Source organism: Streptomyces sp. NPDC004721 (assembly GCF_053601495.1).
In genome coordinates this window covers 22,408-43,359 of sequence record NZ_JBSGBZ010000021.1, presented here as the reverse complement: position 1 = coordinate 43,359, position 20,952 = coordinate 22,408, and the positions used below count along the sequence as shown (strand labels likewise).

The following is a 20,952-nucleotide window of genomic DNA, read 5'->3' as shown; positions in this document are numbered from 1 at the left end:
TGGACACCTTTGACGGGATGCGGGATAACAAACTTCATACAGTATTCGTCGACTGTATGCAATGCACCGGTCGGCAAGCAGATCGAGTCCGGGAGCAGCCGGCGGTGAGCGCTGGCCGTCCCCGGACCGTACGCGCGACCGCACAGGCTGCACCGGACCCGCCCCGCGCCGCAACGGCGCTGTTCCGCAAGACTCCGGGCCGATCGAACGCCCGGCGCATCGTCCCCGATCCCCACCGACACGGCGAGGAGATGGCCAGACATGACCGCGGATCCCCTATCGACCAGAAGTACGCCGCGCGACGCCCGCTCGGCGCACGGCTCGTATCGCGAAGTGACCGACTCCCGGGGGCGGGTCTACCGCATCGGTGAGACCGACATCGACATCATGGGGCGTCGCCGCAGGTGGATGGTCATCCTCCCCTGGGTGGGCATGATGGGCATCAGCTCCGCCGAATACGCGTTCACATCGGCGGAGGAGACCCTCCACAAGGCTCACCTGTGGAGCAGTGGGCACATCTTCTGGCTGATGGGCGTCTGGGTGTTCTTCCAGGCGGCCGTGGCCTTCCCGGCCGGACAGCTGCGGGAGAGCGGCAGGCTGCCCGCCCGTTCGGCCATGCTGCTCGGCGCGGTCGGCACCCTGCTGGGCTATCTGTCGCTGGCCTACGCGCCGCACGTGATCGTGGCGTACTTCGGCTTCGGCATGTGCAGCGGCATCGGCGCCGGTCTCGTGTACGCGACCTGCGTGAACATGGTCGGCAAGTGGTATCCGGAGCGCAAGGGCGGCAAGACGGGCTTCGTCAACGGCGGATTCGCCTACGGCTCCGTGCCGTTCGTGTTCCTGTTCACCTCGTTCATGGACCTGGGCAACTACCGGACGGTGCTCGCCTGCGTCGGTGTCGGACTGTGTCTCGTGGTGGCGACGGCCGGCTGGTTCTTCCGGGACCCGCCGAAGAACTGGTGGCCCGCTCACGTCGACCCGCTGAAGCTGACCGACGACCCGAAGATCCGCCGGGCGCTGGCGAAGAACCCGCCGGCGGTCAAGCAGTACACCCCGGGCGAGGCCGCCCGTACGCCCGTCATGTGGATGATGTGGTTCTGCCTGCTGTGCACGGCCGGCATCAACATCTTCGGCATCGCCTTCCAGGTGCCGTTCGGCAAGGACATGGGGTTCGCGGGCGGGATCGTGGCGACCGCGATGTCCCTGAAGGCGATCGTCAACGGCACCGGCCGCGGTGTCATCGGCTGGATCTCCGACCAGTGCGGGCGGCGCAACACCCTGATCATCGTGTGTCTGGTGCTCGGCACGGCGCAGTTCGGTGTGCTGGTGTCCGGCCAGATGGGCAGCATGCCGTTCTTCCTGTTCTGCTCCATGGTGTCCGGGTTCGGCGGCGGAGCGATCTTCCCGCTGTTCGCGGCCATGACGGCCGACTACTTCGGGGAGAACCACAACGCCGCCAACTACGGCATCGTCTACAGCTCCAAGCTGATCTCCGGGCTCGTCGGTTCAGGTCTCGGCGCGGTCGTCGTCGCGGCCTGGGACTACCAGGGCGCGTTCGTCCTGGCCGGTTCGATCGGGCTGGCCTCCGCGGTGCTGGCGCTGTTCCTGAAGGCTCCGGGCAGGCCGCAGTCCCGGCGCGGTATCGCCGCCAACCCCCGGCCCCTGGGCGAGGACATGGCGTGACCGCGTGAACCGCGCGCGGAGGGCCTCCCCAGGGATTTCCGGGGAGGCCCTCCGCGGGTGTGCGTTACTTGCGGCGCAGCGCGGCCATGTTCTCGTAGCCGATCCGCGCGTGTTCCATCGACTGGGCCGGGTTGGAGGAGCTCGGGGCGTTGTCCTGCTCAACCATCGGGTTGTGGTAGTTCGGGTGGCCGACCCGGGAGAAGAAGGTGGTGTAGTCGATGACGCCGGTGCCGAACGGGACCATGTCGTAGCCCTGTCCGTTGGTGTTGTTGATGACGCCGTCCTTGGCGTGGAACAACGGGTAGCGCTTGTTGTTGGCGGCGACCAGGGCCGCCGGGTCGAAGATGTTCTGCCGGACGGCACCGTCGTGGTCGGTGTAGGTGCGGAACTTGTACTGGGCCACGTGCGCCCAGTAGATGTCCATCTCCAGCCAGATCAGCTTGGGGTCGGTGATGGACAGGAAGTACTCCAGCTTGCGGATGCCGGAGCTGCGGGTCGGCCGGCCCTGGGCGTCGAGCGGGCCGCCGTCGAGCAGGAAGCCGTAGGCCGCGTCGTGGTTGTGGGTGTAGAGCTTGATCCCGGCGCTGCGGGCGAGCTCGCCGAGGACGTGCCACTTCTCGGCGGCGACGTCCCAGTCGGCCTTGTAGTTGCTGCCGGTGGGGTCGTTGCCGGTCCCCATGTGCTGCATGCCGAGGATGTTGGCGATCTCCAGGTGCTTCTTGAAGGTGTCCAGGTCCCCGGTGGTCAGCGGCCAGGAGCCCGGGATGAAACCGTGGTTGCCCTGCGCCCGCAGCCCGAACTCGTCCAGCCAGCCGCGCAGCAGCTGGGCGCCCTCGACGCTCTCCAGGTTGGCGCCGCCGGGGGCGTTGCGATGCTGGCCGTAGCCCGCGAACTCGACCTGCCGGTAGCCGAAGCGGGCCAGTTGCTCGAACACGGCGCGGAAGCCGGACGGCAGGTTGGTGGAGAACGGGTCACGGCCGGTGGCGTCGCGCACCGTGTAGAGGATGATGCCGCGCTTGTCCTCGGGGACGAGCAGGTGGCCCTTGGCCTTGCCGTTCGACTCGTCGGGGGCCGCCTGCACGGGGGCCGCGCCGAAGACGGGAGCGGCGATCGCCCCGGCCGCCACGGCGGTGCAGGTGCTGAGGAAGCTGCGGCGGCCGATGCCCAGGCTGCGGCGCAGCAGTTCGTCGGTGCCCTGGTCGGTTGCTTGGATGTCGTTCACGGGTGCCTCTCTTCGGACTTGTGGTCTGCTTGGCCGAGACCGGCGAGGTGGAGCAGGAGGGACTTCACGTCGGTGGCCGCGATACGGTCGCCGACGGCGCGGGGGGTGGAGCACAGGAGGAGCGGACCGTCGTCGTCGCTCGCGGGCAGACGGCCGTGGCTGCCGCGGATGGGTGAGGCGTCGAGGGGTACGACCGCCATGCGGTAGCGCAGCCCGAGTTTCTTGCGGGCAACCGCGGTCGCCGCCTTGACCTTCACATAGGGGTCGTGCGGGTCCATGAAGAGCTCGACCGGGTCGTAACCGGGTTTGCGGTGGATCTCGACCAGCTGCGCGAAGTCGGGAGCGCGCTCGTCGTCGAGCCAGTAGTAGTACGTGAACCAGGCGTCCGGCTCGGCGACGGCGACGAGTTCGCCGGAGCGCGGGTGGTCGAGGTGGTGGGCCTTCTTGCCCTCGTCGTCGAGGAGTTTCTCGATGCCGGGCAGTCCGTCGAGGGCGGCCCTGGTCGCGTCCATGTCCTCGGGGCGGCGCACGTAGACGTGGGCGATCTGGTGGTCGGCGACGGCGAAGGCGCGCGAGGCCATCGGGTCGAGGTACTCCATACCGTCCTGGGTGTGCACTTCGAGCAGGCCGGCCCGGCGCAGCGCGCGGTTGATGTCGACGGGCCGGTCGGCGCGGGTGATGCCGTACTCGGACAGCACGACGACGGTACGGCCCTCGGCGCGGGCGTCGTCCAGGAGGGGGGCCATGGCGGCGTCGAGGTCGGCCGCCGCTTGCAGGGAGCGCGGGTCGTCGGGGCCGTAGCGTTGCAGGTCGTAGTCCAGGTGGGGCAGGTAGCAGAGCGTCAGGTCGGGTCGGCGGGTGCGCAGGATGTGGCGGGTGGCGTCGATGATCCACTGGCTGGAGACGAGGTCGGCGCCGGGGCCCCAGAAGTGGAACAGGGGGAAGGTGCCGAGTTTCTCGGTGAGTTCGTCGTGCAGGGCCGGGGGGCGGGTGTAGCAATCGGGTTCCTTGCGGCCGTCGGCGTAGTAGACGGGCCGTGGGGTGACGGTGATGTCGGTGTCGGCGCCCATGGCGTACCACCAGCAGATGTTGGCGACCGTGTAGCCGGGGTGGGCGCGGCGGGCGGCGTCCCACAGCTTGTCGCCGGCGACGAGGCCGTTGTGCTGCCGCCACAGCAGGACGTCGCCGAGTTCGCGGAAGTACCAGCCGTTGCCGACGATTCCGTGCTCGGCGGGCATGGTGCCGGTCAGGAAGGTGGACTGGGCGGCGCAGGTGACAGCGGGCAGGACGGTGCCGAGCGCGGCGCGGGAGCCCGACTGGCCGAGGGCCTTGAGGTGAGGCATGTGGTCGAGGATGCGTGGGGTGAGACCGACGACGTCCAGCACGAGCAGGGGTGTCGGTCCCTCGGGCCGGGTCATGGCAGTTCCTTCAGGCCGAGGTCGGTCAGCAGGTCGCGGGTCAGGGACAGTTCGGCGGCGATGCCGTCGGCGAGCCGGCCGCGGTCGCGGGGGCGCAGCTCGGACGGGAGCGCCTGCCAGGTGTAGGTCTCGACCTCCAGGTGGCGGGTGAGCGGCCGCGGGCCGCCGACGAGCCGGGTCAGGGCGGTCTTGAGGACCGGGAGGGTTGAGGTGAGGGGCTCGGCGGGGGCCGCGTGCAGGGGGACGTGGAAGTGGGCGCGCCAGGGCGCGGCGTCGGGCAGGACGTCTCCGCCGAGTGCTTCCCCGAGGTCGTCGGTGCCGCGCAGCCCGGCGGCGGTGACGGTACGGGTCTGGTGCAGGAAGCGGGGTTCGTCGAAGGTGGCGAGGGCCTCGCGGACGTCGGGCAGGTGGGGGTGCTCGGCGTGCAGGGCGGCTGACAGCTGGGACTTGACGATGGGGACGCCGGCCGCCGTGAGGGCGTCCAGGGCGGTGTGCGGGTCCTCGAAGGAGGTGGCGAGGTGGCACGTGTCGACGCAGATGCCGATGCGGTCGTGGGCGATCGCGGTCAGCGGGGCGATGGCGTCGTGCGTGGTCTCGATGACGCAGCCGGGTTCGGGTTCCAGGCCGACCCGGATGGATCGGCCCGTCAACTCCTGAAGGGCGTCGAGGCGTTCGGCGAGGACGCGCAGGGCGGTACGGGCCCGTTCGGCGCGGGTGTCGTCGTACGCGGTGCGCCAGGCCAGGGGCAGGGTGGAGACGCTGCCCTCGCCGACGTCGTCGGGGAGGAGGCCGGCGAGGATGCGGGCGAGCGCGGTGGTGTGGTCGAGGCGTTCGGCGTCGGCCCAGTCCGGCTTGTAGACGCGGTACTTGACCTCTTCGGCGCCGAAGCCCTGGTAGGGGAAGCCGTTGAGGGTGACCACCTCGAGGCCGTGCCGGTCCAGTTCGGCGCGCAGGGCGCGCAGCGCGGACGGGTCGGTGTCGAGGGTGCGGGCGGCGTCCCGGGCGAGCCACAGGCCGATACCGAGGCGGTCACGGCCCAGTCGGCGGCGGACCGGCTCGCAGTGGTCGCGCAGTTGGGCCACGACGCCGTCGAGGGTCTCGGCGGGGTGGACGTTGGTGCAGTAGGCGAGGTGGACGGTGGAGCCGTCGGGGTGCCGGAAGCGCATCGATCACTCCCCGCCGCGCAGGATGCTGTTGCCCTCGTGGGTGGCGTCGGTCGCGGCGACGTCGAGGCTCAGGCGGCCGCTGAGACCGTAGAACTCGACCGGGTTGCGCCACAGCACGCGGTCCACCTCGTCCTCGGTGAAGCCCTCGGCGAGCATGAGGTCCCCCACCTTGCGGGTCTTGAGGGGGTCGCTTCTGCCCCAGTCGGCGGCGGAGTTGACCAGGACCCGTTCGGGGCCGTGGGCGCGCAGGATCGCGACCATCCGCTCCTCGTCCATCTTGGTGTCGGGGTAGACGGAGAAGCCGAGCCAGCAGCCGCTGTCCTTGGCCTCCTTGACGGTGGTCTCGTTGAGGTGGTCGACCAGGACGCGGTCCATGGCCAGCGCCGACTCCCGTACGACGTCGAGGGTGCGGCGCAGCCCGGCGAGCTTGTCGCGGTGCGGGGTGTGGACGAGGGCGGGCAGCCCGTGGTCGGCGGCGAGCTGCAACTGGGTGGAGAGGGCGGTGTCCTCTTCGGGGGTCATCGAGTCGTAGCCGATCTCGCCCACGGCGACGACCTGGTCCTTGACGAGGTAGCGGGGCAGTTCGTCGAGGACGGGCAGGCAGCGCGGGTCGTTGGCCTCCTTGGGGTTCAGGGCGATGGTGCAGTGGTGGGCGATGCCGTACTGGGCGGCGCGGAACGGTTCCCAGCCGATCAGGGAGTCGAAGTAGTCGAGGAAGGAGGCGGCCGAGGTGCGGGGCTGGCCCAGCCAGAAGGCCGGTTCCACGAGGGCGCGGACACCGGCGGCGTACATGGCCTCGTAGTCGTCGGTGGTCCTGGACGTCATGTGGATGTGGGGATCGAAGATGCGCATCAGGACTCCTTGGCGTCGGGGTCGACCGGGCCGTGCGGCGCGGTGTCGGGCTCGGTCAGGGCCAGGACGCGGTGCAGGTCCTCGGGGACCTGGCGGCCCGCGGCGGTGCGTTCGGCGGCGTAGTCGCCGAGCATGCGGGCGAGTTCGGCGTCGCCGCGGGCGCGGCGGCCCAGGTCCGCGACGCTGTCCACGGGCACACCCGTGAACAGGCACTTCAGCACGGCGTGCCGCCATGCGTGGGGGGCCAGGTGCCCGGCGGCGTACGGGCCCACGGCGGCGGCGATCAGCCGGGTGTCGTTGGTGCGCAGCGCGTCCTCGACGAGCGGGAGGGCGTCGGGGCCGGCCACGAGGTGGGGCAGGGCGTGCAGGACGGCGCGGCGTTCGTCGGCGGTGCCCTGGCGGTAGACCCGGGTGAGGGCGTCGAGGCCCGCGCGGGCCGCGTGCAGGATGAGGACGCGGGCGGCGTCGGCGTGGGCGGGACCGCAGCGGCGGCCCGCCTCGGCCAGGCGCAGTTCCCACACGGAGATCGGCCCGTGGGTGCCGGGGTGGGCGGCGGCCTCGTCGAGCGCCTGGTCGAGCCAGGCCCGTGCGGCCGGTGTGAGGCCGCTGTCCGTACGGGCGCGCAGCTCGTCCGTCGGGCTCGGTGCGGGGGCGGTGCCGGCCGCGGGGGTGCCCGCGGTGCCGGTGCCGTGCGGGTGGGTCATCGGGTGCTCCCTTCTGGGGTGACCGGATGCTCGGAGGCTGGACGCGCGGGGGCGGGAAGCCCGGTGACCGCGGGGACCGGGGGCTCGACCGTGGACGCGGCGGCGGTGGCCGCTCGGCGGAGGAAGGGCAGGGAGAGCTCGGCGTGGTGCGGGCCGGCGTGGGAGTGCCGGGGCAGTTCCACGACGGTCAGGCCCTGGTAGCCGGTGGCGGCCAGGGCCGCGAGGACGGGCGGGAAGTCGATCTCGCCGTCCCCGAACGGGAGGTGTTCATGCACGCCGCGGCGCATGTCCTCGATCTGGACGTGCCGCAGCCAGGGCGCGGCGGCGCGGACGCACTCGGCCGGAGGGAGGGGTTCGAGGCACTGGCAGTGGCCGATGTCGAGGGTGAGTCCCAGGTTCTCCGGGTCGCCGAGGGTGCGGCGCAGGTGGTGGAAGTCGGCGAGGGTGGCGAGGAGGTGACCGGGTTCGGGCTCCACGGCGAGGGGGACGCCGGCGGCGGTGGCGGTCTCCAGGACCGGGCCCAGGGACTCGGCGAGCCGCTTCCACGCCGTGTCCCGGTCGGTGCCGGGCGGGGTGATGCCGCTGAAGCAGTGCACGGCGTGGGCGCCGAGGTCGGCGGCCACCTGTACGGCCCGCAGCAGCAGGTCGGCGCGCCGGGCGCGGTCCGCCGGGTCCGCGTCCAGGAGGGAGGGGCCGTGCTTGCGGCGCGGGTCGAGCACATAGCGGGCGCCCGTCTCCACCGTCACCCCCAGGCCGAGCGCGTCCAGCCGGTGCGCGACCCGGCGGGTGCGGGCGGCCAGATCGGGGGCGAGCGGGTCGAGGTGCATGTGGTCGAGGGTCAGTCCCACGCCGTCGTAGCCGAGGTCGGCGAGCAGGCCGAGGGCGTCGTCGAGGCGCAGGTCCGTGAGGCCGTTGGTGCCGTAGCCGAAGCGCGGGGCCACGGCGGGGTCGGGGCTCATGTCACGCTCACCTTCCTCGCGAACCTTCGGGCCAGGGGGGCCAGGGCGGCCGTGCACAGGGCGGTGACCGGTGCGCCCGCGCGGGCGGACAGCGCGGCCTGGAGCGGGATCATGGCGCGGATCCCGCCGCCGACGGCCCTCTGGGTGAGCGGGGGCGAGGAGTTGAGGACGGCGTGGGCGAGGGGGCGGGCGACGGTGGCGGCGTAGCCGAGCGCGAGGGCCGCACGGAGCGCACCGCCCGGTGCGGGGGTGAGGCCCGGCGGACCGAGGGGGGCTGCTCCGCCTCGGTCCGCCGGGAGTCTGAGGGCCACGGCGGGCGGGGTCAGTGCGTACGCGACGCCGGAGGTGACCGCGAGGGCCGCGAGCGGGACGGCGGTGGAGCCGCCCTGGGTCTCCCGGCGGGAGACGGCGGTGACGGCCAGGGTGTGGGCGCCGAGGGCGGCGGCGGACGGTACGGCGTCGCGGACCCGGCCGCCGCTCGCGGCGGCGCCGAGCACGAGGTCCAGACTCCGGGCCGCCGCCATCACCGGCGGCCCCGCCCAGTTCCGTTTGAGGCCGAGGTCGTACGCCCAGACCGAGGCGGCGAGCGGTACGGCGACGGTGAGCGCGGGCCGGCCGGCGCGGGCGGCGAGCGCGAGGCCCAGGGCGGTGAGCGCGCCGGCCGCGGCGAGCGCGGCGCCGGGGGCGATCCGCCCGGACGGGAGCGGCCGGTGCGGGCGCTCCACGGCGTCCTCGGCGCGGTCCGCCCAGTCGTTGAGCGCCATGCCCGCCTGGTAGAGGCACAGGGACGAGCCGATGGCGAGGAGGGTACGGGCCCCGGGGGCCCGCCCGGCCACCGCGGCCCCGGCGAGGGCGTCGCCGGGGACGGTGAACAGGGCGGGCAGCCGCAGCAGTTCGACCCAGTCGGCGGGGGTGCCGAGGGCGGGGCGGCGGGGTGGGAGCGGGGGCGGGGTGGGGGTGGGCGCGGGGGCCGGGCTCGTGGCGGTGGGTGCGGCGGGGGTGGCCGTGGGTGTGGGGTTCTCCCCCGCCGGGTCGGTCGGATCCGCGGAACCGGTGGGTCTCGCGTCCGACCGCGGCCCCTGCTCCGCCTGTGGCGGTGGTGACGGGCGACCGTGGTCCTCCTCCTGGCGCGGGCGGCCGCGGGACGCGGATCCGCGCGCCCCGACGACGGCGGCGACGGTCACCGCCAGGGCGATGGCCACCAGACCGTGGCGGGTCATCGCTGGTCCCCCAGCCGTCGGCCGAAGTCCAGGAGCGCCGCGTACTGCTCCCCCAGCGCGGCGGGGGCGCCCGGGTCGGGATCCTTGAAGTAGAAGCCGAGTTCGGGGCGCGGCCCGGTCAGTCCGCGTTCGTGGGCGCGGGCCAGCAACCGGGCCAGGTCGAGGACCAGGGGCGCGGCGAGCGCCGAGTCGCAGCCCTGCCAGGTGGTCTGGAGGGTCATCCGGGAGCCGAGGAACCCGCCGAAGGCGATGTGGTCCCAGGCGGTCTTCCAGTCGCCGAGCGCGGGCACGTCGTCGATGTGCACCTCTCCCTGGGGGACCGTGCCCAGGGTGTCCGCGAGGACCCGTTCCTTGCCGGAGTTCTTCGCCGCGGCCGCGGCCGGGTCGGCGAGGGCGGCGCCGTCGCCGCCGCCGAGGAGGTTCGTTCCGGACCAGGCGAGCACGTGCAGCGCCCGCTGCGCGAACATCGGGCCGAGCACGGACCGCAGCAGGGTCTGCCCGGTCTTGCCGTCGCGGCCCGCGTAGGGCAGGGCGGCGGCCTCTGCCTCGGCGGCGAGCGCGGGGTGGTGCAGCCCGGTCGACGGGGTGAAGTTGACGTACGGGCAGCCCGCCCGCAGGGCCGCTGCCGCGTACAGCGAACTGGCGGGCAGGGCGGTGCCCTCGGGGGCCGGTTCGGTGGAGGCGACGTTGACGACGACGGTGCGGGCGAGGTTGTGGCTGCGGGTGAAGTCACGGATGTCGCCGGCGAGGGCGTCGATGAGGGCGTCCTCGCTCCGGGTGTCTCCGGGCAGCGGACCGCCGGGCCTGATCTCCCCATCGGCGGCGGTCAGTTCACTGCGGACGGCGGCGGGCAGGCCGTGCGGCAGGACACCGCCGGCGGCGAGGCTCTCGGCGCGTTTGGGCAGCGGGCAGTCCACGGTGTCGTGCCCGCCGAAGACGAGGGAGGACAGAGCGGGCAGACCGCTCGCGGCGAAGGGCTCTGTCTCGGTGACGAGGCCGGCGGCGGGATGCAGTCCGGCGGCGACGGCGGCGCATCCGGTGACGGCGGTGGTGGCGACGGAACCTCTCGCGCCGATCAGCCAGACACCGGTGCGGGAGGGGGAAGCGGAAGGTTCGGCGGACATGGGCAGCCTCCTTGTCGTACGCGAACCGGAAGCCGGACGGGGTGGTGGGGCGTCGGGCGGCCTCCGGGGCGCCGCCGACACCAGGCACCGGCCTGAAACCGGAGCCGGGACCAGAGTTGGGACCGGCTCGGGATCCGGGACCGGTCCCAGACACGGAACCGGGACCGGGACCGGGACCGGAGCCGAGACCGGAACCGGGACCGGGACCGGAGCCGGAACCGGAACCGAGACCGGAACCGGGACCGGAGCCGGAACCGAGATCCGGACCAGAGCCGATGCCAGGACCGGAGCCGGATTCCCGGCCGGGCGAGGCCTCGGCCTGGGCCGGGACCTGGCCCGGGACCGGAGCCAAGGCCGGGACCCAGAACCGGGACCCGGGCCAGAACCCGGACCGAGATCCGGGACCGGGCTCGGTCCGGTGACCGATGTGCCTGCACCGGGTTTCCGGCCGGGCGAGGCCTCGACCTGAGCCGAAACCAAGCCCGGAACCCGATCCAGGACCAGAACCCGGATCCGGAACCGGGCCGGAATCCAGATCCAGAACCAGCGCCGGAATCCCGGCTGGGCAAGGTCTCAGCCTCAACCGAAACCAAGCCCGCGACCGGATCCAGGACCCCGGCCGGAATCGGGACCGGATCCGGGACCGGACCTGGAGCCCGGACCTGACTCGGGTCCGGAACCGGGATCCGAAACCGGAGCCGGAACCGTGATCCGGAACGGAGTTGGAACAGGGGCCCGGTACCGGCTCCGCCTTCCCGGCCAGGTCGGCTTTCGGCCTGGGTCGGGGGGCGGGGTGCCGGGGCCGGGTTCGGGGGTGGGCCGGCCCGTTCCGCCCCTGGTCGGGGGGCGCGGGCCGGGCCGGTTGGGTTGGGGACGGCGGGCGGGAGTCCGGCGTCTCCCGCCCGCCGCCGTTTCAGGCGCCCTCAGCGGGCGGCTCTTCCTTGGTTCAGGCGGTGCGCGGCTTGCAGTCGGCCTTCTCCTGGCCGGTGGCGTACTTCATTCCACCGAGCAGGTGACTGCGGAAGGCGTCCTCGGCGTAGGACTCCTTGGTGTGGCCGAGGCCGGTGTAGAAGGCACGTCCGCCCTGGTAGGCCTGGCACCAGGCGATCGGGTGGTCGCCCTTCATGTTGCCGCCCTGGTAGGAGGTCTCGTCCAGGGAGGCCAGGACGCGGACGCTGTCACGCGGGTTGGAGCGGTAGTTGTACCACTCGTCGGTGCGCTCCCACTTGTCGTCGAGGCCCTTGGTGGCCGGGTGGTCGTGCTCGGGGACCAGGACGGTGGCCTTCTGGATCTGCGGGTGCGAGTCGAAGTAGGCGCCGACCAGGCCGCCGTAGAACGGCCAGTCGTACTCGGTGTCGGCGGCCGCGTGGATACCCATGTAGCCGCCGCCGCCGGCGACGTACTTCTCGAACGCCTGCTTCTGGTCGGTGTTGAGGACGTTGCCGGTGGTGGAGAGGAACACGACGGCGTCGTAGCGGGCGAGGTTGGCCGTGGTGAACTGCTTGGCCTCCTCGGTGGAGTCGACGGTGATCCCGCTCGGACCGCCGAGGTCCTTCAGCGCCTGGACGCCGGTCTCGATGGAGTCGTGGCGGAAGCCGGCCGTCTTGGAGAAGACGAGGACCCGCTTGGCGTCGCTCGCCGGCTTCTTGTCCGAGATCATGAAGTCGTCGACGTCGAAGAGCGCTCCGTCACCGCCCTTGAAGACCAGGTACAGCTCGGTGGTCTTCTTCGGCAGCTTGCTGAGCGGGATGTCGATGTTCTGGAAGGTCTCCCAGCCGCCGGTCACCGGGACGACCCCGGAGCCGTGCAGGGTGCCGTTCGGCCCTCCGGTGCGGACCTCCAGGTACCCGCCGGCGCCGCCGGAGGAGACCCGGGCGGTGAGCGTCTGGGCGCCGTTGAGGTTGTACGGCTTGAACGAGATCCAGTCACCGTTGTCGATGTCGCCGACGGTCTTGCCGCCGTGCGCCTGGGTCTTGTCGTAGGTGCGGATGCCGCTCTGGGCGCTGAAGTGCTCGGCCTGCCGGTGGCGGGGCTGGAGCACGTTCTGCGCGTGGGTGGTCAGCGCGGCCTGACCGCCGCCGCCGTTGTCGGTGTACTCGGCGTCGAGGACCCCGAAGATGTTGGCGTTGGGGTCGTGCTCGCCGTCGGCCGGCACGGTGATGCTGCCCTCGCAGCCGTTGACCGAGGTGACCGGGTGCCCGTGGTTGTCATGGCCGAGGATGTAGCGGACGGTGACCTTCGAGCAGTCGATCTTCTTGTCCTCGGGGTCGGTGACCTTCACCTTGAACGGGATGGTGTCACCGAAGTTGAACAGGGCGCCGTCCGCCGGGGTCTCGAAGGTGACGGTGGGCGCGGTGTTGCCGACGACCACGTGGACGTTGGCGGTGGCCGTATAGCCGCTCGGGTCCGTCACGGTGACGGCGGCGGTGTACGTACCGTTGGTGCGGTAGGTGTGCTGGGGCGACTCGCCGGTGCCGGTGGTGCCGTCACCGAAGTCCCAGCTGTAGGTGAGCGCGTCGCCGTCGGCGTCCTTGCCGGTCGCGGAGAAGGACACCTTCAGGGGCGCCTGGCCGGAGGACTTGTCCGACTTGGCGGTCACGGTCGGCGCGTGGCCGTTGGTGACGTTCTCGATGCGGTAGAGCGCGGAGTTCTCGTCGCCGCCGAACCAGGACAGGCCGTAGTCCAGGACGTAGAGGGCGCCGTCCGGGCCGAAGGCCATGTCCATCACCTGGGTGCCGGACCAGGGGAAGGGGTTGATGGACTTGACGGTGCCGTCGCCGTCCTGCTCGATCCGCTTGATCCACCGGCGGCCGAACTCACCGGCGAAGAAGTCCCCGTCGTAGGCCTCGGGGAACTTGGCGGCGGACTTCAGGTCGGGGTCGTAGCGGTAGACCGGGCCGCCCATCGGGGACTCGGAGCCGTTGCCGAACTCGGGGATCGAACCGCCGTCGTAGTCGATCCAGGCCGGCTGGGCCGGCGGGAGGTCGACCAGGCCGGTGTTGTTCGGCGAGGTGTTCTTCGGCGCGTTGCAGTCGAAGGCGTCGCCGGACTGCTTGGTGGCGAAGTCGTACTTGATGTACGCCTGGTTCTTGCCGACGCAGTAGGGCCAGCCGTAGTTGCCGGGCTTGGTCACGCGGTTGAACTCGACCATGCCGGAGGGGCCGCGGCTTGCGTTGGCGGCGCCGGCGTCCGGACCGTACTCACCGATGTAGATGTTGCCGGTGGGCTTGTCGATGCTGAACCGGAACGGGTTGCGGAAGCCCATCGCGTAGATCTCGGGACGGGTCTTCGCGGTGCCCGGGGCGAAGAGGTTGCCCTCGGGGATGTCGTAGGAGCCGTCCGGCTTGACCTTGATCCGCAGGATCTTGCCCCGCAGGTCGTTGGTGTTGCCCGAGGTGCGCTGGGCGTCGAACGCCGGGTTCCGCGTCGACCGCTCGTCGATCGGGGTGTAGCCGTCGGAGGCGAACGGGTTGGAGTCGTCACCGGTCGACAGGTAGAGGTTGCCGTCCTTGTCGAAGTCGATGTCACCGCCGACGTGGCAGCAGATGCCGCGGGACGTCTTGACCTCGAGGACGTTCTTCTCGCTGGCCGTGTCGAGGGTGCCGTCCTGCTTCAGGACGAAGCGGGAGAGCCGGTTGACGCCGTCGAAGGGGGCGAAGTCGGCGGCCGTGCCGTTCTCGGGGGCGTCGCCGGGCGGGGTGTTCAGCGGCGGCGAGTAGTAGAGGTAGACGAACCGGTTCTCGGCGAAGTGGGGGTCGATGCCGATCCCCTGGAGCCCTTCCTCGTCGTGGTCGTAGACGGCCAGCTTGCCCGCGACGGACGTGTTGCCCTCTGCGTCGGTCAGACGCAGGGTGCCGTCGCGGGAGGTGTGCAGGACGCTGCGGTCCGGGAGGACGGCCAGCGACATCGGCTCGCCGACCTCGGGGGCGCCCTTGGCCAGGGTGATCTGCTGGAAGTCCTCGGCGGCAGCGGCGGCCGCGGCGGCCGGCTTGGCGGTGTCGGGGTCGGCGGCGCTCGCCGGCGGCGCGGCGAGCGCGAGCGAGCTGCCCGCGAGGAGTGAACCGGTGAGAAGCGCTAGTGCCTTGTGGAATCTGGGACGTTTCCTGTGCACGAAGATCCCTCCGGGAGGGTGGGGGTCGTACGGGGCGGTTGCGATGTTCCGGGGTTCGCCGTCACCCCGGAGATGTACGTGTCCTGTACAACTCTGGGACCGTAGCTGGCTTTGTCGGAGTCGGATAGCCCTTACACAACAGAGAAGTTGAACTTTTTCCAGCATCAGGACAAAGCGGTTTCCGGGCAGGCTGGAGCGCCAGGTGGGCACCCCGCGCCCCAAAGGGGCGCGGGGAACTCAGAGACCAGCCACAACAGACCCGCAGCCGCCGGCGGACAACGCCCGGGACGGCACTCCGCGTCCCCGCCGGACCGGCGGGGCTACTCGCTGCCGAAGGCCGCGTCGAACGACGCGCTCGGCGGGTCGAAGTCGAACTCCTTGAGCCTCCGCAGCGCCTCGGGGGCACCCTGGAGCCGGTCCATGCCGGCGTCCTCCCACTCCACCGAGACGGGACCGGTGTAGTCGATGGACCGCAGCATGCGGAAGACGTCCTCCCACGGGACGTCGCCGTGCCCGGCGGAGACGAAGTCCCAGCCGCGCCGGGGGTCGCCCCACGGCAGGTGGGAGCCGAGGCGGCCGTTGCGCCCGTCGAGGCGCTTGCGGGCCTCCTTGCAGTCCACGTGGTAGATCCGGTCCCGGAAGTCGTAGAGGAAGCCGACCGGGTCGAGGTCCTGCCAGACGAAGTGGCTCGGGTCGAAGTTCAGCCCGAACGCGGGCCGGTTGTCCACCGCCTCCAGGGCCTGCCGGGTGGTCCAGTAGTCGTACGCGATCTCGCCGGGGTGCACCTCGTGCGCGAAGCGGACGCCCTCGGCGTCGAACACGTCGAGGATCGGGTTCCACCGCTCGGCGAAGTCCTGGTAGCCGCGTTCGATCATGCCCGGCGGCACCGGCGGGAACATGGCGACCAGATGCCAGATCGAGGAGCCGGTGAACCCGATGACGGTGTCGACGCCGAACGCGGCCGCCGCCCGTGCCGTGTCCTTGAGCTCGGCGGCGGCCCGCTGCCGTACGCCCTCGGGCTCCCCGTCGCCCCAGATACGGGCCGGCAGGATGCCCCGGTGGCGCTCGTCGATCGGGTGGTCGCAGACCCCCTGGCCGACCAAGTGGTTGGAGATCGCCCAGCACTTCAGGCCGTACTTGTCGAGCAGCGCACGCCGCCCGTCGAGGTAGGCGGGGTCGGCCAGCGCCTTGTCGACCTCGAAGTGGTCTCCCCAGCAGGCCAGTTCGAGTCCGTCGTAGCCGAAGTCGCGGGCCAGGCGGCAGACCTCCTCCAGCGGGAGGTCGGCCCACTGACCGGTGAACAGGGTGAACGAGCGTGACATGACCGGGCCTCCCTAGACCGGGACGGGCGTGTAGAGGGAATTCTTCGCCGCGCTCTCCTCGACGGCGGCCAGGACGCGCTGGACCTGGAGCCCGTCGGCGAAGGACGGTTCGGGCGCGGTGCCCGCCGCGATCGCGAGCACCAGGTCGCGGGCCTGGTGGACGAAGCTGTGCTCGTAGCCGAGTCCGTGGCCCGGCGGCCACCAGGCCTCGAGGTAGGGGTGGTCGGGTTCAGTGACGAGGATCCGCCGGAAACCGGCGCTGACCCCGGGTTCGGTGTGGTCGTGGTACGAGAGCTCGTTGAGCCGTTCCAGATCGAACGCGAGTGAGCCGTCGGCCCCGTTGAGCTCGATGCGCAGCGCGTTCTTGCGGCCGGAGGCGAACCGGGTCGCCTCGAACGAGGCGAGCGCGCCCGAGCCGAACCGGGCGGTGAACAGGGCCGCGTCGTCGACGGTGACCTCCCCCCGGCCGCTGCCGCCGATGCCGCTGAGCCCGGCCGCCGCCCCGGCCGGCAGCGGGCGCTCCCGGACGAAGGTCTCGGTGACCGCGGACACCCCGGTGATCGGCTCACCCGCGAGGTACTGGGCGAGGTCGACGATGTGGGCGCCCAGGTCGCCGAGGGCCCCGGAGCCAGCCGAGTCCTTGCGCAGCCGCCAGGTCAGCGGGAACTCCGGGTCGACGAGCCAGTCCTGGAGGTAACTGACCCGTACGTGCCGCAGGGTGCCGAGGCGGCCCTCGGCGACCATGCGGCGGGCCAGGGCGGTCGCGGGCAGCCGCCGGTAGTTGAAGCCGACCATGGCGACCTGGCCGCGGGCCCGCGCCCGCTCGGCCGCCTCGGTCATCTCCCGCGCCTCCTCGACCGAGTTGGCGAGGGGCTTCTCGCACAGCACGTGCTTGCCCGCCTCCAGGGCGGCCACGGCGATCTCCGCGTGGCTGTCGCCCGGGGTGCAGATGTCGACGATGTCGACGTCGTCGCGAGCGATCAGAGCGCGCCAGTCGGTCTCGGCGTCGGCCCAGCCGAGCCGGGCGGCCGCGCCCCGCACGGCCGCCCCGTCACGTCCGGCGACGACGGCCAGTACGGGCCGGTGCGGCAGGTCGAAGACGCGGCCCACGGTGCGCCATCCCTGGGAGTGGGCGGCGCCCATGAAGGCGTAGCCGACCATGCCGACACGCAGCGGAGGCTTCCCGGCCGCGGGCTCGCTCTCGGCCTGCTCCGACTGTCCCTTCAGGCCCATACCGATAACTCCTTCTCGTAAACGTTCGCAGCGGCGTTCCCGACGCCGTGATTGCGATGTGGGGGGATGGAAGCGCCCATCACTTGAAGCCGGTGGGCATGTACTGGTCCACGTTGGTCTTGTCGACCACGGCCGAGTACAACGTGATGGAGGCCGGGATCTCGAACTCCGCCATGCCTGACACGCCCTTGGCCTGGCCCAGTGCTCGGGCCAGGTCGATCGCGGACGCGGCCATCGTGGGCGGGTACAGCACGGTGGCCTTCAGAACGCCCTTGTCCTGCTTGATCTGTTCGAACGCGGAGAGCGCGCCGGCGCCGCCGACCATGAGGAACTCGTCGCGCCCGGCCTGCTCGATGGCGCGCAGCGCGCCGACGCCCTGGTCGTCGTCGTGGTTCCACAGCGCGTCGATCTGCTTCTGCGCCTGGAGGAGCTGGGCCATCTTCGCCTGGCCGGACTCGACGGTGAACTCGGCGGCCTGGCGGGCCACCTTGGTGATGTTGGAGTAGTTCTTCAGCGCGTCGTCGAAGCCCTGGGTGCGCTGCTTGGTCAGCTCCAGGTTGTCCAGGCCGGCGAGTTCGACGACCTTCGCGTTCGGCTTGCCCTTGAGCTTCTCGCCGATGTACTGCCCGGCGTTGAAGCCCATCCCGTAGTTGTCGCCGCCGATCCAGCAGCGGTACGCCTGCGGGGAGTTGAAGACCCGGTCGAGGTTGATCACGGGGATGCCCGCGCGCATCGCCTTCAGACCGACCTGGGTGAGTGCCTTGCCGTCGGCGGGCAGGATCACCAGGACGTCGACCTTCTTGTTGATGAGGGTCTCGATCTGCCCGATCTGCGCGGCGGTGTCGTTGGAGCCCTCGGTGATCTCCAGGGTGACGTCGGAGTACTTCTTGGCGCGACTCTTGGCGTTGTCGTTGATCGCGTTGAGCCAGCCGTGGTCGGCCTGGGGGCCGGCGAAGCCGATGGTGACGGGCTTGCCGGGCTTGTCGTCGGCGGCGACGGGCTGGTCGTTCGGCGCGGGCTTCTCGTTCTTGGGCTCGTTGCTGGTGCAGGCGGCGAGGAAGGCGGTGGCGCTTACGGCGGCGCCGCCGAAGAGCAGACCTCTGCGGCTCGGTGTCTGAGGCATGGCGATGGCCTTTCCGGTGAGGGCCGTACGGAGCGGGCGGCTCGGCTGGGCTGGGCTACGTGGTGGAGGCGGTGCGCCGCTGGACGAGGACGGCGGCGACGATGATGGCGCCCTTGGCGATCTGCTGGACGTCGGTCTGCAGATTGTTCAGGGCGAAGATGTTGGTGATCGTGGTGAAGATCAGGACGCCGAGGACGGAGCCGACGATGGTGCCCCGGCCACCGCTCAGGAGGGTCCCGCCGATGATCGCGGCGGCGATGGCGTCGAGTTCGTACAGGTTGCCGTTGGTGTTCTGGCCGGACCCGGACAGGACGATCAGCAGGAAGGCCGCGATGCCGCAGCACAGCCCGGACAGCAGGTAGATGTAGAGGCGCTGGCGGCGGACGTCGATGCCCGCGAGGCGGGCCGCCTCCGCGTTGCCGCCGACGGCGACGGTGCGCCGCCCGAACGTGGTGCGGTTCAGCACGAGCCAGCCGATGACGGTGACGGCGGCGAAGACGAGGACCAGCGGCGGCACGCCGAGGACGTAGGAGTCGTGATTGCCGAGCCGCAGGATGCTGTCGATGGAGACGATCTGCGTCTTGCCGTCGGTGATCAGCAGGGCGAGTCCGCGCGCGGAGGCAAGCATGGCGAGCGTCGCGATGAACGGGACCATGCCGCCGTACGCGATGAGGACGCCGTTGACGAGTCCGCAGCCGACGCCGACGAGCACCGCCGTGAACAGTACGCCCACGAAGCCGTACTCCTGGGTGGCGACGGTGGTGGCCCACACGGAGGCGAGGGCGACGATCGCGCCGACGGACAGGTCGATGCCGCCGCTCATGATGACGAAGGTCATCCCGACGGTGACCACGCCGATGACGGACGACAGGGTGAGCACCAGTTGCAGATTGCGGGTGTCCAGGAACTGGTCGGGTTTGGTGATGCCGCCGATGAGGACGAGGGCGGCGAGCACACCGAGCAGCGACAGGGTGCGCGCGTCGGCACGCGCCCACACGAGGCGCAGCGGGCCGGCGCCGCCGGCCGGGGCGTCGGCGGCGGGGGACGGCCCGGCGTCGGGTCCGCCCTGCTGGGCCGGGGTGGCGGGCTGCGTCATGACGTCGCGCTCCCTTCCTCGATTACGGACTGCGTGGACACGGGGCTTCCTTCCATGACCAGGTCGAGTACGCGGTGTTCGTCCAGCTCCCGGGCGGGTGCCGTGTGGACGACGAGCCCTTCGCGGAGCACCAGGACGCGGTCGGCGAGGCCGAGCACCTCGGGCACCTCGCTGGAGACCAGGAGGACGGCCAGGCCCTCGTCGGCGAGGCGGCGCACCACCGCGTACAGCTCGGCGCGGGCGCCGACGTCGACGCCGCGGGTGGGTTCGTCGAGGAGCAGGACGCGGCAGCCGCGCAGCAGCCAGCGCGCGAGGACCGCCTTCTGCTGGTTGCCGCCGGAGAGCGTGCGCACCGGGGCGTCGGGTTGGTCGGGGCGCAGGGAGAGTTCGCGGGTGGCCTGCCGGGCGGCGTTCCGTTCGGCGCGCCGGTCGATCCAGCCGCCGCGGGCGAAGCGCGACAGCGTGGAGACGCTGACGTTGCGGGTGACGGACTCCAGCATCAACAGGGCCTGGGCCTTGCGTTCCTCGGGGGCGAGCCCGAGTCCGGCGCGGACGGCGGAGCGCACGCTGCCGGGACGCAGCGGCCTGCCGTCCACGAGGACGCGGCCCGTGCTGGGTTTGCGGGCGCCGTAGATGGTCTCCAGGATCTCGGAGCGGCCGGAGCCGACGAGTCCGGCGAGGCCGACGATCTCGCCGGGCCGCACTTCGAGGTCGAGGGGGGCGAACTCGCCGTCGCGGGCGAGTCCTTCGACGGTGAGGACGGGCGCGGGGTGCACGGCGTCGGCCGGCGGGCGCGGTGGGAAGACGTACTCGACGTTGCGGCCCGTCATCAGGGAGACGATCTCGCGGGTCGGGGTGGATTCGGCGGGCAGTCCGCCGGCGACGGCGCGGCCGTCCTTGAGGACGGTGACCCGGTCGCCGATGCGGCGGATCTCCTCCAGGCGGTGGGAGATGTAGACGACGGCGACGCCGTCGGCGGTGAGGTCGCCGACGATGCGGAAGAGGTTGTCGACCTCGTCCGGGTCGAGGGCGGCGGACGGTTCGTCCATCACGATGAGCCGGACGTCGTGGGAGAGGGCCCGGGCCATGGAGACGACCTGCTGCTGGGCGGCGGAGAGGTCGCCGACGAGCCGGGCCGGGTCGATCTCGGGGTGGCCGAGCCGCTTGAGGAGGCCGGCTGCGGCGGAGCGGGCCTCGCGGCCGCGGACGACGAAGCCGGCGGAGGTGGGTTCGTGGCCGAGGAAGACGTTCTCGGCGACGGACAGATGTGCCACCAGGTCGAGTTCCTGGTAGATGGTGGCGATCCCCAGGCTCATGGCGGCGATCGGGGACTTCAGGGTGATGGGCTCGCCCCGCCAGGTGATCTTCCCGTCGTCGGGCTGGTGGGCCCCGGCGAGGACCTTGATGAGGGTGGACTTCCCGGCGCCGTTCTGGCCGAGCAGGCAGTGGACCTCTCCGGCCAGGACCTCCAGGTCGACTCCGTCCAGGGCACGGACTCCGGGGAACGACTTGGTGATGCCGGACATGCTGAGCAGGGGTGGTTCTGGAGCCATGGTGGTTCCCCTCGGCGGATACGGCCGGTCTCAGGGCAGGGCTGACGTACGCGGGGCGTACCGGTGCCGGTGCGTGGTACGCGGCGTGTGCTGGGGTGTCGGGGTACGGGGGTGTGCGGGTACTCGGGGATGTGCGGGGCTGGGATACGCGGGGCGGGCGCGCCGG

15 protein-coding genes are annotated in these 20,952 nt (G+C 71.7%); 1 reads left to right on the top strand and 14 read right to left on the bottom strand.

Annotated features, from left to right (window positions below; all coding sequences use genetic code 11):
- The first annotated feature begins 261 nt into the window (after window positions 1-261).
- Window positions 262-1,683 (top strand): OFA family MFS transporter, encoded by a 1,422-nt coding sequence (locus ACWEK3_RS20650; RefSeq protein WP_450547399.1) that lies wholly within the window; start codon window positions 262-264, stop codon window positions 1,681-1,683.
- 64 nt (window positions 1,684-1,747) lie between these two features.
- On the opposite strand, the gene ACWEK3_RS20645 is transcribed toward ACWEK3_RS20650, so the two are convergent.
- The 14 genes from ACWEK3_RS20645 to ACWEK3_RS20580 all read right to left on the bottom strand — a co-directional run bounded on the left by ACWEK3_RS20645 (window position 1,748) and on the right by ACWEK3_RS20580 (window position 20,786).
- The gene (locus ACWEK3_RS20645; RefSeq protein WP_450547398.1) at window positions 1,748-2,905 is read right to left on the bottom strand and encodes a sugar phosphate isomerase/epimerase family protein; all 1,158 of its coding nucleotides are present in this window, start codon (window positions 2,903-2,905) and stop codon (window positions 1,748-1,750) included.
- Window positions 2,902-4,323 (bottom strand): alkaline phosphatase family protein, encoded by a 1,422-nt coding sequence (locus ACWEK3_RS20640; RefSeq protein WP_450547397.1) that lies wholly within the window; start codon window positions 4,321-4,323, stop codon window positions 2,902-2,904. Before ACWEK3_RS20640 ends, ACWEK3_RS20645 begins: the two co-directional genes overlap by 4 nt.
- Complete coding sequence (gene eboE / locus ACWEK3_RS20635) at window positions 4,320-5,489, bottom strand: metabolite traffic protein EboE (RefSeq protein WP_450547396.1); 1,170 nt, start codon at window positions 5,487-5,489, stop codon at window positions 4,320-4,322. The genes ACWEK3_RS20640 and eboE overlap by 4 nt, the downstream gene beginning before the upstream one ends.
- Before the next feature lie 3 nt (window positions 5,490-5,492).
- Window positions 5,493-6,341 (bottom strand): TatD family hydrolase, encoded by an 849-nt coding sequence (locus ACWEK3_RS20630; RefSeq protein WP_384434438.1) that lies wholly within the window; start codon window positions 6,339-6,341, stop codon window positions 5,493-5,495.
- Window positions 6,341-7,045 (bottom strand): EboA domain-containing protein, encoded by a 705-nt coding sequence (locus ACWEK3_RS20625; RefSeq protein ID WP_450547395.1) that lies wholly within the window; start codon window positions 7,043-7,045, stop codon window positions 6,341-6,343. Before ACWEK3_RS20625 ends, ACWEK3_RS20630 begins: the two co-directional genes overlap by 1 nt.
- Window positions 7,042-8,004 carry a sugar phosphate isomerase/epimerase family protein gene (locus ACWEK3_RS20620; RefSeq protein WP_450547394.1) on the bottom strand — a complete coding sequence of 321 codons (963 nt, stop codon included), beginning with the start codon at window positions 8,002-8,004 and terminating at the stop codon, window positions 7,042-7,044. The genes ACWEK3_RS20625 and ACWEK3_RS20620 overlap by 4 nt, the downstream gene beginning before the upstream one ends.
- Window positions 8,001-9,224, bottom strand: a complete 1,224-nt coding sequence (locus ACWEK3_RS20615) for an SCO3242 family prenyltransferase (protein ID WP_453250277.1) — start codon at window positions 9,222-9,224, stop codon at window positions 8,001-8,003. The genes ACWEK3_RS20620 and ACWEK3_RS20615 overlap by 4 nt, the downstream gene beginning before the upstream one ends.
- A complete protein-coding gene (locus ACWEK3_RS20610) occupies window positions 9,221-10,348 on the bottom strand; it encodes an inositol-3-phosphate synthase (protein ID WP_453250276.1) in 1,128 nt (375 codons plus the stop codon). The genes ACWEK3_RS20615 and ACWEK3_RS20610 overlap by 4 nt, the downstream gene beginning before the upstream one ends.
- A gap of 946 nt (window positions 10,349-11,294) precedes the next feature.
- Window positions 11,295-14,459, bottom strand: a complete 3,165-nt coding sequence (locus ACWEK3_RS20605) for a ThuA domain-containing protein (protein ID WP_453250275.1) — start codon at window positions 14,457-14,459, stop codon at window positions 11,295-11,297.
- 320 nt (window positions 14,460-14,779) lie between these two features.
- Complete coding sequence (locus tag ACWEK3_RS20600) at window positions 14,780-15,781, bottom strand: sugar phosphate isomerase/epimerase family protein (RefSeq protein ID WP_390728117.1); 1,002 nt, start codon at window positions 15,779-15,781, stop codon at window positions 14,780-14,782.
- Window positions 15,782-15,793: 12 nt separating this feature from the next.
- On the bottom strand, window positions 15,794-17,014 hold the full coding sequence (locus ACWEK3_RS20595) for a Gfo/Idh/MocA family protein (RefSeq protein WP_401770666.1): 1,221 nt from the start codon (window positions 17,012-17,014) through the stop codon (window positions 15,794-15,796).
- 79 nt (window positions 17,015-17,093) lie between these two features.
- Window positions 17,094-18,137: a substrate-binding domain-containing protein gene (locus ACWEK3_RS20590; protein WP_453250274.1), complete on the bottom strand. Its 1,044-nt coding sequence runs from the start codon at window positions 18,135-18,137 to the stop codon at window positions 17,094-17,096.
- Between the two features lie 55 nt (window positions 18,138-18,192).
- Complete coding sequence (locus tag ACWEK3_RS20585) at window positions 18,193-19,233, bottom strand: ABC transporter permease (protein WP_376551309.1); 1,041 nt, start codon at window positions 19,231-19,233, stop codon at window positions 18,193-18,195.
- Entirely contained in the window at window positions 19,230-20,786 is a 1,557-nt protein-coding gene (locus ACWEK3_RS20580; protein WP_453250273.1) for a sugar ABC transporter ATP-binding protein, read from the bottom strand. Before ACWEK3_RS20580 ends, ACWEK3_RS20585 begins: the two co-directional genes overlap by 4 nt.
- Window positions 20,787-20,952: the final 166 nt, after the last annotated feature.